This window comes from Streptomyces sp. NBRC 110028, assembly GCF_001417735.1.
Classification (GTDB): Bacteria; Actinomycetota; Actinomycetes; order Streptomycetales; family Streptomycetaceae; genus Streptomyces.
In genome coordinates, this window is the sequence record NZ_BBUZ01000022.1 from 806,904 (window position 1) to 819,229 (window position 12,326).

Genomic DNA, 12,326 nt, shown 5'->3' on the forward strand with positions numbered 1-12,326 from the left:
CCAATGGGCGGGAACGGCGGCTCTAGTGCCGCGTCAGCCAAGGTTCACCCCGCTCGCCGCCCTGGCACGGCCATCTGCGGCGTTGCCGAATCGACCGAGTAGGCCCACTACGAGGCCGATCCGGCGCCTTGCATCTGACCGCACCAGGACGCCTCGCTACCGGGCAAACCTTGGCTGACGCGGCACTAGCCCGGGTCGACCACCCAGGCGCCGCGCCGCATCACTCCCCGCAGGTGGAAGTCGGCGTCGAGGACGACGAGGTCCGCGTCCTTGCCCGCCTCCAGCGACCCCACCCGGTCCGCCAGGCCCAGCACCCTCGCGGGGGTCGTGGACAGCGCCCGGGCCGCCTCGTCCACGCCGATCCCGTCGACCGTGACGGCCCGCCGGAAGGCGTGGTCGAGGGTGAGGGTGGAGCCCGCGATGGACCCCGCGGTGGGGCCGTCGCTGATCCGGGCCACGCCGTTCTTGACCTCGACCTCCATCGGGCCGAGCGCGTAGCTGCCGTCGCTCATGCCCGCCGCGCTCATCGCGTCGGTGATGAAGGCGACCCGGTCCGCGCCCGCGCGCCGGAAGGCCAGTTGGAGCACGGCGGGGTGCAGATGGGTCCCGTCGTTGATCAGCTCGACGGTGATCCGCTCGTCCTCCAGCAGCGCGGCCACCGGTCCTGGCTCGCGGTGCAGCAGCGACGGCATCGCGTTGAACAGGTGGGTCGCCACGGTCGCGCCCGCCTCCACGGCGTCCCGGGTCGCCTCGTACGTCGAGTCGGTGTGGCCGACGGCCGCCAGGACGCCGCTGTCGGCCAGCAGCGCCACGGACTCCAGACCGCCCGGCAGCTCGGGCGCGAGCGTCATCATGCGCGCGGTGCCGCGCGCCGCGTCGAGGAGCTTGCGCACGTCCGCCGGGTCGGGGTCACGCAGCAGCGTCGGCTGGTGGGCGCCGCAGCGGTGCGGGGAGATGAACGGGCCCTCGAAGTGGATGCCCGCCAGCTCGCCCTCCTCGGCCAGCTCGGAGAGCACCGCGGCCTGCCGGGCGAGGTCGTCGAGGTCGCCGGTCACGGTGGAGGCGAGCATCGTGGTGGTGCCGTGCGCGCGGTGGGTGCCGATGACGGTCAGCGCCTCCTCGGCGGTGCCCGTGGAGAACGAAGCGCCGCCGCCGCCGTGGAGGTGCAGGTCGACGAAGCCGGGGACGATCCAGCAGCCGGGCAGATCCCGTACGGCGTCGCCCGCGCCTCCCGGCGCTCCCGCGGCCGTCCCGGCGATGCGGGTGCCCTCGACCGTCAGCCGTCCGTCGGTGACCACGCCGGTCGGCAGCACCACCCGGGCGCCTGTGAGAACCGTTCGCTGGACCATCAGCCGGATACCTCCGTGGACTGCGCGGACCGCGCGTGGGGAGAGGGGGGAGAAGGGGACGCGGAGGACTGCTCGGGGTGCGGCGACGGCGTGGCGATGAGATCCCAGGCGAGCAGTCCCGCGCCCAGGCAGCCGGCGGCGTCACCGAGGGCCGCGGGGACGACGCGGGGGAGCTTTTGGAAGGTGATCCGCTCCTCGACCGCCGCGCGCAGCGGGGTGAGCAGCGTCTCCCCGGCCTCGGCGAGCCCGCCGCCGATGATCAGCAGCTCGGGGTCCAGCAGGGTGAGGGCGGTCACCAGGCCGTCGGCGAGGGCGCCGGTCGCCTCGCGCCACACCGCTGCCGCCCGCGGGTCGCCGGACTCGACGGCCTTGGCGCAGTCGGCCGCGTCCGCGCCGGGCCCGCCGCCGGCCGCCGCCCAGGCGCGGCCCACCGCGGCGGCCGAGGCCAGCGTCTCCAGGCAGCCGGACTGGCCACAAGGGCAGCGGGCGCCGCCGCGCCGTACGACGATGTGGCCGATCTCGCCGGAGTCGCCGTGGGCTCCCGGTTCGAGGCGGCCCTCGATGCCGATGGCGCCCGCGATCCCGGTGCCCACCGACACGAACAGGAACCGGTCGGCGCCCCGGCCCGCCCCCAGCCGCCCCTCGGCCAGCCCGCCGGTCCGTACGTCGTGGCCGAGGGCGACCGGGACGCCGCCCAGCCGCTCGGACAGCAGCGCGCGCAGCGGTACGTCGCGCCAGCCGAGGTTGGCGGCGAAGACGGCGACGCCGCGGTCGTGGTCCAGCAGGCCGGGCACGCCGATCCCGGCGGCCGCGGCGGGTTCGCCGAACCGCCGCTCGCCGATGGCGCGCAGCTCGGCGGCGAAGTCGAGGATCGCGGCGACCACGGCCTCGGGCCCGTGCTCCCGCCCGGTGGGCCGCCTGGCCTCGTGCAGGAGTGTGCGGTCCGCCCCGACCAGGGCGGCCTTCATGCCGGTGCCGCCCACATCGAGGGCGATGACGTGTCTCACGGGGACAGTCTCCCGCGATCCACCATGAGAGGTCTAGTCCACTCGCCGGGTGGTTCTCGCGTGCGGGTCGGCGAGTTGTGACGGCGTGACACATCACACGTAGGGGTGTGCGATACGTCTGACCTGGTAAGGAGAGGTCCGATACCGAAGCGATACGCCCATGGTGTAGACCTTGTGGAGGTTTGCAAGGCAGACTCGCTCGACCTTCGTGAGAAGCGACCGCGGAGGATGAATCAAGCCATAGGGTGGGAAAAGGCAGTGCAGCGGCGACGGTTCTTGAGTCTGACGACGGCTGGGGCCGCGACGGCGGTGACGATGCCCACGCTGGCGGCTTGCGGCAGTGACGGCTCCGGATCGGACGGGAACGTCCTGAAGGTGGTCGCGGCGGACTACGGTGACAACGCCGAGAACACCTCCCAGAAGTACTGGGACAAGCTGGCCCGGGCCTTCGAGGCCAAGCACAGCGGCATCACGGTCGACACCAAGGTCTACAGCTGGACCGAAGTCGACAAGAAGGTCGCCGACATGGTCAAGGACGGCGACAGCCCGGACATCGCGCAGATCGGCGCGTACGCCGACTACGCCGCCGCGGGCAAGCTCTACCGCGCCGACCAGATGCTCTCCATCCCCACCCAGGCCTCCTTCATCGCCTCGATCGCCCAGGCGGGCGAGGTCAGCCGGGTGCAGTACGGGCTGCCCTTCGTCTCCAGCGCCCGGCTGCTCTTCTACAACAAGAAGCTGTTCGACAACGCGGGCATATCCTCCGCCCCCACCAGCTGGACGGAGCTGAAGGACGCGGCGCGGCAGCTCAAGTCGGCCGGGGTGAAGACCCCGTACGGCCTTCCGCTCGGCCCCGAGGAGTCGCAGGCCGAGACCCTGATGTGGATGCTCGGCGGCGGGGGCGGCTACACCGACTCCAACGGCAGCTACACCATCGACTCCACCGCCAACATCGAGACGTTCGAATGGCTGCGGGACGAGCTGGTCGGCGAGGGCCTGACCGGACCGCGCTCCCCGGCCCGCACCAACCGCCAGGACGTCTTCGGCGCCTTCATCCGCGGCGAGGTCGGCATGCTCAACGGCCACCCCACCCTGATGCAGCAGGCGTCCGGCCACGACATCGACTACGCCACCGCCCCGCTGCCCGGCCGCCACGGCAAGTCGACCTCGACGATGGGCGTCGCCGACTGGCTGATGGCCTTCAAGGCGAACGGCAAGCGCAAGCAGATCGGCGAATTCCTCGACTTCGTCTACCAGGACAAGAACGTGCTGGCCTTCGCCGACCAGTACGACCTGCTGCCGGTCACCACGTCCGTCTCCGCCACGATGCGCCACGAGAAGGAGCACAAGAAGCTGTGGCGCTTCCTCGACCAGATGGACCGGGCCCAGTTCTACCCGGCGGACAAGACCTCCTGGGCGACCATCAGCAAGATGATCAAGGAGAAGATCGGCTCGACGGTGGGCAGCGGCGGAGACCCGGCGAGCGTCCTGGGCGAGATCCAGCGCGCGGCCGACGCCATGGAGACGGCCAAGCCGTGACCGCCGAGGAACTCTCCGAACAGGACCTGGCCGTGCTCGCCGTGGAGCGCGGCGGCTGGCCGGGGCCGGGCGCCAAGGAGCGGGCCATACGGGAACGGCTCGGCATCACCCCGACCCGCTACTACCAGCTGCTCAACGCCCTGCTGGACGACCCCCGCGCGCTGGAGCACGACCCGGTGACGGTCAACCGGCTGCGCCGCCTGCGCGACGAGCGGCGCGAACGGCGCTGAGGGCCGCCGCCCGCGTGGGGTCCCCGCGTGGGGTCCCCGGGTGGGGTCCCCGGGTGGGGTCCCCGGGTGGGGGCCCCGGGTGGCCGACGCCCATCGCCGCTACGGATGCCGGTGGGCGGGGGCGGGTAGGGTCGCCGCATGGGCAGCCACCCCCTTCCCGTACCCGTCACCGCCGCCGGCCGTGAGGGCCTTGCCGCCCTCCTGGACCGGCCCGACCGGGCCGTCGTCGGCGTCGACTTCGACGGCACCCTCGCCGACATCGTTCCCGACCCCGACCAGGCCCGCGCCCACCCCGGCGCCGTCCCGGCCCTCTCCGCGCTCGGCCCCCGGCTGCGCTCCCTCGCGGTGATCACCGGCCGCCCGGCCGAGGTCGCCGTGCGCTACGGCGGCTTCGCGGACAGCGGAGCCCCGGCCAACCTCGTCGTCCTCGGCCTCTACGGCGCCGAGCGCTGGGACGCGTCCAGCCATACCGTTCGCGCCCCCGAAGCCCACCCGGGCATCGCCGCCGTCCGGTCCGAACTGCCGGGCGTGCTGGAGGCGAACGGCGCCTGGCAGGGCACCTGGACCGAGGACAAGGGCCGTGCCGTCGCCGTCCACACCCGCCGCACCGAGGACCCCCAGGCCGCCTTCGACCAGCTCCGCGCCCCGCTGCACGCGCTGGCGAAGCGCCACGGCCTGATCGTCGAACCGGGCCGGCTCGTCCTGGAACTGCGCCCGCCGGGCATGGACAAGGGCGTCGCGCTGCTGGAGTACGTCCGCGAGACGTCCGCGGGCGCGGTGCTCTACGCGGGCGACGACCTCGGCGACCTGGCCGCGTTCGCCGCCGTGGAGCGGCTGCGGAAGGAAGGGGTGCCGGGGCTGCTGGTGTGCAGCGGCAGCACGGAGGTGACCGAGCTGGCCGAGCGCGCGGACGTGGTGGTCGACGGCCCGGCCGGGGTGGTGGCCCTGCTGGAGGCGCTGGCCGGGGCGATGCGCTGAGAGCCCCCGGCCCTTACCCCTCTCGCAGCGCTCGCAGCTGCGCCAGGAACCAGTCGCGGGGCGGCAGCGCCGTCGCCGCGGCGGCCAGGTGCTTGGTGCGGTCCGCCCGCTCGCCCTCCGGCGTCCGCAGCGCCTCGTCCAGCGCCCGCGCCGTGCCCTCCACGTCGTACGGGTTCACCACGACCGCGTCCGCGCCCAGCTCCTCGTACGCCCCCGCCTCCCGCGACAGCACCAGCGTGCAGCCCCGCTCGGAGACGACCGGCACCTCCTTGGCGACCAGGTTCATCCCGTCCCGGATCGGGTTGACGAGCGCCACGTCGGCCAGCCGGTAGGCGGCCAGGGAGCGGGCGAAGTCGTCCTTCACATGGAGCGCGACCGGCTGCCAGCCCTCCGTCCCGTACTCCGCGTTGATCTCCTCGGCGAGCACCCGCACCCGCTCGGTGTAGTCGCGGTAGACGGCGAGGTCCTGGCGGGACGGATAGGCGAAGGCCACGTGGACGACGCGCTCGCGCCACTCGGGGCGGATCTCCAGCAGACGGCGGTAGGCCAGCAGCCCGCGCACGATGTTCTTCGACAGCTCCGTGCGATCCACCCGGACGATCGTCTTCCTGCCGGGTCCGATCTGCTCGCGCAGCGCCGCCAGCCGCTCGTCGACATCGGCCGCCCGCGACCGCTCCCGCAGGAAGTCCGCGTCGGCGCCGAGGCCGTGCACCCCGAGCCGGGTCTCCCGGCCCTCGAAGCGCACGGCGGCCGCGGAACCGTCCGTCCCCCGGACGACCTCCGCGCCCAGCACCGCCGCACAGCAGTCGGCGAACGCGGCGGCCCAGCGCCCGGTGAGGAAGGCGGCGCGGTCGCCGCCGAGGATGCCGCGCAGCACGCCCGCCGCGACATCGTCCGGCAGCAGCCGGTAGTAGTCCGGGGGCGCCCAGGGCGTGTGCGAGAAGTGGCCGATCCGCAGATCGGGGCGGCGCGCCCGCAGCAGCCCGGGGACCAGCGCCAGGTGGTAGTCCTGCACCAGCACGACCGCGCCCTCGGCCGCCTCCTGGGCGAGCGCGTCGGCGAAGGCCGCGTTGTACGTCTCGTACGCCGCCCACTGGGCGCCGAACTCCGCGTCGAAGACCGGCTCGACGGGGGTCTGGTAGAGCAGGTGGTGGATGAACCACAGCACCGAGTTCGCGACGCCGTTGTACGCCGCGGCGAACACGTCCGGCGCGATGTCGAGCATCCGCACCTGCTGCCCGCCGGTGTGGTCCGGGTCGAGGTGCCCGGCCCCGGCGCGGCGCGCCGCCTCGCGGTCGCCGTCACCGAGGGCGGCGCACACCCATACGGCACCGGCGTCGGGCCCGATCGCGCTCAGCCCGGAGACCAGCCCGCCGCCCCCGCGCTTGGGGACGAGCGAACCGTCCTGGTCCAGCGCGTACGAGACCGGGCCGCGGTTGGACGCGACGAGGATCGGTGCGCTGCGTTCAACGGCCATGTCGCGAGCCTAGCCATCGGACACCGTGCGCAAACGTACGTGCGGTTTCTTGTGCTCGGGAGGGTTAGGGCGCGCGCGTCGGTCTGTGCGTCTGGGGAGGTGCGCGTGCGGTTTCTTGTGCCCGTGAGGGGTATGGCGCCCGCGTTCACGGTGCCTTCTTGTGCCCGTTGCCCCTGAGCGTTACGCGACGCTGTGCCGCCCGCGCTCCGCGTACTCCGGGATCTCGGCCATCGGCGGCCGTTCCTCCGTGTCGACCGCCGTCGTCCGCGGCTCGAAGCCGTTCTCGCCGCGCTCGAACTGCGTCAGCCGCGGCCGCACCAGATGGCCGCGGGCCAGCCGCAGCTGGGCGGTGCGGTAGATCGCGGCGGCCATCCTGCCGAGAGCCTTGCCGTCCTGGTGGCGGTGCTTGCGCACGCCGATGTCGACCTGGGCGAGGGCGTCGAGCCCGACCGTGTGCAGCGCGTCGACGAGCAGGCCCAGCTCGACCCCGTACCCCACGGGGAACGGCAGCCGCTCCAGCAGCGAGCGCCGGGCCGCGTACTCGCCGCCCAGCGGCTGGACGAACCCGGCCAGCTGCGGCCAGTGCAGGTTCAGCAGCGGCCGGGCGACCAGCTCGGTGACCCGTCCGCCCTGGCCGGCGGCGTCCCGCAGCGGACGGTCGTACATGCCCTTGACCAGCTGCACCCCGGGGTCGGTGAGCAGCGGCCCGACGATCCCGGAGACGAAGCGGGCGTCGAACTCGCGCAGGTCGGCGTCGATGAAGCAGACGATGTCGCCGCTGGTCGCCAGCAGCGACCGCCACAGCACCTCGCCCTTGCCGGGCAGCGCGGGCAGCCGGGGCAGCAGCGTGTCGCGGTGCACCACGGTCGCCCCGGCCGCGGCGGCGACCTCGGCGGTGCGGTCCGTGGAGCCGGAGTCCAGCACCATCAGCTCGTCGACGAGCGGCATGTCCTCGGTCATCAGCTCGCGGCGGATCGCGGCGACGATCTCGCCGACGGTCGCCTCCTCGTTCAGCGCGGGCAGCACCACGCTGACGCTGGTCGCCGTGTGGCGCTTCGCGTCCAGCAGGTGGTCCAGCGGACGGTCGTCGGCCGACCAGGAGCGGTGCTCCAGCCAGCGCTCCACCTCATCCAGCACCTGTTTTGTCTCCCTGCTGTGATCGCTTGCCGTGATCGTTGTGATCCATCTCGCGGTTCGGACGGCTGGCTCAACCCTCCGGGCCGTCGGTTACAGTCTTGAACAGCGCACATGACCTTCGTATGTCGGGGGCACCGTGCGGACAAACGCCCCGGGTTCTGCCCGGCGGCCATACCGCTCATCCAGAGGGGCAGAGGGAACGGCCCGTTGAAGCCCCGGCAACCCTCCAGCTGGTCTCGTTCACTATGGCGAGGCTCCCAGCTCGGGAAGGTGCCAATTCCGTCTCGTGGCGAAACGCGTCCCGAGGAAGATGAGGAGAAAGGGCCTCGCCTCCATGGCTGTGCAATCCGTAGAAAGCTCAACCGACTCCGCCGCCGCTGATTCCCCGGCGTCCTCCGCTTCCGCCGCGTTCGGTCCCGCCGTCGCCCTGTCCTGCCGCGAGTGCGGTGAGCGCTTCGACCTCGGTCCGATCTTCGCGTGCGTGTCGTGTTTCGGGCCGCTGGAGGTCGCGTACGACCTTCCGAGCGGCGACCCCGAGGGGCTGCGGCGGCAGATCGAGGCCGGTCCGGACAACATCTGGCGCTACGCGCCGCTGCTGCCCGTCCCCGCCGACGTGGCCACGCTCCCCAGCCTGCGCCCGGGCTTCACCCAGCTCGTCAAGGCCGACCGGCTCGCCCGTGAGCTGGGCATCACCGGTGAGCTGCACGTCAAGGACGACTCCGGCAACCCGACCCACTCCTTCAAGGACCGGGTCGTCGCCATCGCCGTCCAGGCGGCCCGCACCTTCGGCTTCACCACCCTGTCCTGCTCCTCCACCGGCAACCTGGCCGGCGCGGTGGGTGCCGCGGCCGCCCGTTCCGGTTTCCGCTCGTGTGTCTTCATCCCGCACGACCTGGAGGCGGGCAAGGTCGTCATGGCCGCGGTCTACGGCGGTGACCTGGTCGGCATCGAGGGCACGTACGACGACGTCAACCGCTTCTGCAGCGAGCTGATCGGCGACCCGGTGGGCGAGGGCTGGGGCTTCGTCAACGTCAACCTGCGGCCGTACTACGGCGAGGGCTCCAAGACCCTGGCGTACGAGATGTGCGAGCAGCTCGGCTGGCGGCTGCCGGACCAGATCGTCATCCCGATCGCCTCCGGCTCCCAGCTCACCAAGATCGACAAGGGGCTCAAGGAGCTGATCGCGCTCGGTCTGGTCGAGGACAAGCCGTACAAGATCTTCGGTGCCCAGGCCGAGGGCTGCTCCCCGGTCTCCACCGCCTTCAAGGCGGGCCACGACGTGGTGCGCCCGCAGAAGCCGAACACCATCGCCAAGTCGCTGGCCATCGGCAACCCGGCGGACGGCCCGTACGTCCTGGACATCGCGCGCCGCACCGGCGGGGCGGTCGAGGACGTCACCGACGAGCAGGTGGTCGACGCGATCAAGCTGCTCGCCCGCACCGAGGGGATCTTCGCGGAGACCGCGGGCGGTGTGACCGTCGGCGTGACCAAGAAGCTGATCGAGGACGGGCTGCTCGACCCGTCCCTGACGACCGTCGTCCTGAACACCGGCGACGGCCTCAAGACCCTCGACGCGGTGGCCCCCACCACGGGCCCCTCCGCCATCATCCGACCCACCCTTGACTCGTTCCGAGAGGCTGGCCTCGCATGAGCGTCAACGTCCGAATCCCGACCATCCTGCGTACCTACACCGGCGGCCAGGCCGAGGTCAGCGCCGAGGGCGCGACCCTCGCCGAGGTTCTGGCGGACCTGGAGAAGAACCACGCGGGCATCTCGGCCCGCGTCCTGGACGACACCGGCAAGCTGCGCCGCTTCGTGAACGTCTACGTCAACGACGACGACGTGCGGTTCGCCGACGGCCTGGGCACGGCCACGCCGGACGGCGCCGGGGTGTCGATCATTCCTGCCGTCGCGGGTGGCTGCTGACGCCCCATCACCCCTCTCACCTCTGGAAATCGCCCCGTCCGGGTAGAAACGGACGGGGCGATTCCGTGTGTGGAATCGCGATAGAGTTGCCTCGCCCCGACCAAGGGGCGTGAGCTTCCCCCTCGGCCCCGGCGCCGGAACCGCATATGAGAACTCGTCAACTTGTGCGCAAACTGTGTGCGCGATTTGTCGGGTTGGTACCCTATGTCCCGTCGGCTTTGCCCGAACTTCACAGGAATTCTCCGCTTATTACCGATCGGCCATGCCCAGAATTCTCGTCCAATTGACCTGTTGCAGAGGGCGTTGGGACGGATACATTCAGCGGCGGTCGACGCGTTCCGGCGCACACCCCCCTCGACTCGGGGGGTGAGGTCTGACCCGGGTCCGCGGAGTGCGGTCCTGCGCAAGGGCCAGCAATAGGGGAGTTAGGAATGGCTCAGGGCACCGTCAAGTGGTTCAACGCGGAGAAGGGGTACGGCTTCATCGCGGTCGACGGTGGTGCGGACGTGTTCGTCCACTACAGTGCGATCCAGATGGACGGTTACCGCACCCTCGAGGAAGGCCAGCGGGTCGAGTTCGAGATCTCGCAGGGCCAGAAGGGCCCGCAGGCGGACATGGTCCGCGTGGCCGTAGGCTGACGCGCCGAACGCGAGGCAGCTGACGAGAAAAGCCGGAGGGCCCGTACCCCGCGAGGGGGGCGGGCCCTCTGGCATGTCCGCGGGGACCCGGGCCTCCGGGCTCTCCCGTGGCTCCCTTGACGCCCTTCGGGCGCTTGCACTCTCATGGGGCGAGTGCTAATTATTGCGTTAGCACTCTGAAGGTGAGAGTGACAGAAGGATCGGGTCGGTGAGGCTCGCCGACGCCGCGCGGAGCAAGGAACCGCACGGTAGGCAGGCCGTCCGTCGCGGGCGCCAGGCGCGGTCCGGAGCAATCCACCCCGTCTTGGGAGGACCACTTCACATGGCCAAGATCATCGCGTTCGACGAGGAGGCGCGGCGCGGCCTCGAGCGCGGGATGAACCAGCTCGCCGACGCCGTCAAGGTCACCCTCGGCCCCAAGGGCCGTAACGTCGTCCTCGAGAAGAAGTGGGGCGCCCCCACGATCACCAACGATGGTGTATCCATCGCCAAGGAGATCGAACTCGAGGACCCGTACGAGAAGATCGGCGCCGAGCTGGTCAAGGAGGTCGCGAAGAAGACGGACGACGTCGCCGGTGACGGCACGACGACCGCGACCGTCCTCGCCCAGGCGCTGGTCAAGGAGGGCCTGCGGAACGTTGCCGCGGGCGCCAACCCGATGGCCCTCAAGCGCGGCATCGAGAAGGCCGTCGAGGCCGTCTCCGCCCAGCTGCTCGAGCAGGCCAAGGACGTGGAGACCAAGGAGCAGATCGCCTCCACCGCCTCCATCTCCGCCGCCGACACCCAGATCGGCGAGCTCATCGCCGAGGCCATGGACAAGGTCGGCAAGGAAGGCGTCATCACCGTCGAGGAGTCGCAGACCTTCGGGCTCGAGCTCGAGCTCACCGAGGGCATGCGCTTCGACAAGGGCTACATCTCCCCGTACTTCGCGACGGACATGGAGCGTATGGAGGCGTCGCTCGACGACCCGTACATCCTGATCGTCAACTCGAAGATCACCAGCGTGAAGGACCTCCTCCCGCTGCTCGAGAAGGTCATGCAGTCCGGCAAGCCGCTGCTGATCATCGCCGAGGACATCGAGGGCGAGGCGCTGGCGACCCTGGTCGTCAACAAGATCCGTGGCACCTTCAAGTCCGTCGCCGTCAAGGCCCCGGGCTTCGGTGACCGCCGCAAGGCCATGCTCGGCGACATCGCCATCCTCACCGGTGGCACCGTCATCTCCGAGGAGGTCGGCCTCAAGCTGGAGAACGCGGGGCTGGACCTGCTCGGCCGCGCCCGCAAGGTCACCGTCACCAAGGACGAGACCACCATCGTGGACGGCGCCGGCGACACCGACCAGGTGCAGGGCCGCGTCAACCAGATCCGCGCCGAGATCGAGTCCTCCGACTCGGACTACGACCGCGAGAAGCTCCAGGAGCGCCTGGCGAAGCTGGCCGGCGGCGTGGCCGTCATCAAGGCCGGTGCCGCGACCGAGGTCGAGCTGAAGGAGCGCAAGCACCGCATCGAGGACGCGGTGCGCAACGCCAAGGCCGCCGTCGAGGAGGGCATCGTCGCCGGTGGTGGCGTGGCCCTGCTGCAGACCGTCTCGGTCTTCGAGAAGCTGGAGCTGGAGGGCGACGAGGCGACCGGTGCCCAGGCCGTGCGCCTGGCCCTGGAGGCCCCGCTGAAGCAGATCGCCGTCAACGCCGGCCTTGAGGGCGGCGTCGTGGTGGAGAAGGTGCGCAACCTGACCCCCGGCCACGGCCTCAACGCCGCGACCGGCGAGTACATCGACCTGATCGCCGAGGGCATCATCGACCCGGCCAAGGTCACGCGCTCCGCGCTGCAGAACGCCGCGTCGATCGCCGCGCTGTTCCTCACCACCGAGGCCGTCATCGCCGACAAGCCGGAGAAGGCCGCTCCGGCGGGCGCCCCGGGCGGCATGCCGGGCGGTGACATGGACTTCTGATCGGCTTCGGCGCCCCGCGCGCCGGTCGGTCATACCGTCCACTGACGACGGCGGGGCGGCACCCTTTCTCCCAGGGGTGCCGCCCCGCCGCCGTATG

General features: G+C 71.5%; 11 protein-coding genes and 1 riboswitch. Of the genes, 7 read left to right on the forward strand and 4 right to left on the reverse strand.

Annotated elements, in window-relative coordinates:
• Positions 1–185 precede the first annotated feature (185 nt).
• On the reverse strand, positions 186–1,349 hold the full coding sequence (gene nagA, locus ASC60_RS03800; protein ID WP_055546584.1) for an N-acetylglucosamine-6-phosphate deacetylase: 1,164 nt from the start codon (positions 1,347–1,349) through the stop codon (positions 186–188).
• The gene (locus ASC60_RS03805; protein WP_079038130.1) at positions 1,349–2,356 is read right to left on the reverse strand and encodes an ROK family protein; all 1,008 of its coding nucleotides are present in this window, start codon (positions 2,354–2,356) and stop codon (positions 1,349–1,351) included. The genes nagA and ASC60_RS03805 overlap by 1 nt, the downstream gene beginning before the upstream one ends.
• A 315-nt stretch (positions 2,357–2,671) precedes the next feature.
• Here ASC60_RS03805 and ASC60_RS03810 point away from each other — a divergent pair, with 315 nt between their 5' ends.
• The 3 genes from ASC60_RS03810 (at position 2,672) to otsB (ending at position 5,103) form a co-directional block, all read left to right on the forward strand.
• Positions 2,672–3,895, forward strand: coding sequence for an extracellular solute-binding protein (locus tag ASC60_RS03810; protein WP_234356764.1), 1,224 nt, complete (start codon positions 2,672–2,674; stop codon positions 3,893–3,895).
• Positions 3,892–4,125 carry a DUF3263 domain-containing protein gene (locus ASC60_RS03815; protein WP_055546588.1) on the forward strand — a complete coding sequence of 78 codons (234 nt, stop codon included), beginning with the start codon at positions 3,892–3,894 and terminating at the stop codon, positions 4,123–4,125. Before ASC60_RS03810 ends, ASC60_RS03815 begins: the two co-directional genes overlap by 4 nt.
• Before the next feature lie 138 nt (positions 4,126–4,263).
• Positions 4,264–5,103 (forward strand): trehalose-phosphatase, encoded by an 840-nt coding sequence (gene otsB / locus ASC60_RS03820; RefSeq protein WP_055546590.1) that lies wholly within the window; start codon positions 4,264–4,266, stop codon positions 5,101–5,103.
• A 13-nt stretch (positions 5,104–5,116) separates the two neighbouring features.
• Here otsB and ASC60_RS03825 read toward each other — a convergent pair whose 3' ends face one another.
• Positions 5,117–6,580 (reverse strand): trehalose-6-phosphate synthase, encoded by a 1,464-nt coding sequence (locus ASC60_RS03825; protein ID WP_055546592.1) that lies wholly within the window; start codon positions 6,578–6,580, stop codon positions 5,117–5,119.
• A gap of 180 nt (positions 6,581–6,760) precedes the next feature.
• Positions 6,761–7,717, reverse strand: a complete 957-nt coding sequence (locus ASC60_RS03830) for a glucosyl-3-phosphoglycerate synthase (protein ID WP_055546594.1) — start codon at positions 7,715–7,717, stop codon at positions 6,761–6,763.
• A gap of 175 nt (positions 7,718–7,892) precedes the next feature.
• Positions 7,893–8,034, forward strand: a riboswitch (SAM riboswitch).
• A 17-nt stretch (positions 8,035–8,051) separates the two neighbouring features.
• Here ASC60_RS03830 and thrC point away from each other — a divergent pair.
• The 4 genes from thrC to groL all read left to right on the forward strand — a co-directional run bounded on the left by thrC (position 8,052) and on the right by groL (position 12,229).
• On the forward strand, positions 8,052–9,368 hold the full coding sequence (gene thrC / locus ASC60_RS03835; protein WP_055546595.1) for a threonine synthase: 1,317 nt from the start codon (positions 8,052–8,054) through the stop codon (positions 9,366–9,368).
• Complete coding sequence (locus ASC60_RS03840; RefSeq protein WP_055546597.1) at positions 9,365–9,643, forward strand: MoaD/ThiS family protein; 279 nt, start codon at positions 9,365–9,367, stop codon at positions 9,641–9,643. Before thrC ends, ASC60_RS03840 begins: the two co-directional genes overlap by 4 nt.
• A 431-nt stretch (positions 9,644–10,074) precedes the next feature.
• Positions 10,075–10,281, forward strand: a complete 207-nt coding sequence (locus ASC60_RS03845; protein ID WP_009716982.1) for a cold-shock protein — start codon at positions 10,075–10,077, stop codon at positions 10,279–10,281.
• A 322-nt stretch (positions 10,282–10,603) separates the two neighbouring features.
• Positions 10,604–12,229, forward strand: coding sequence for a chaperonin GroEL (gene groL, locus ASC60_RS03850; protein ID WP_055546600.1), 1,626 nt, complete (start codon positions 10,604–10,606; stop codon positions 12,227–12,229).
• Positions 12,230–12,326 lie beyond the last annotated feature (97 nt).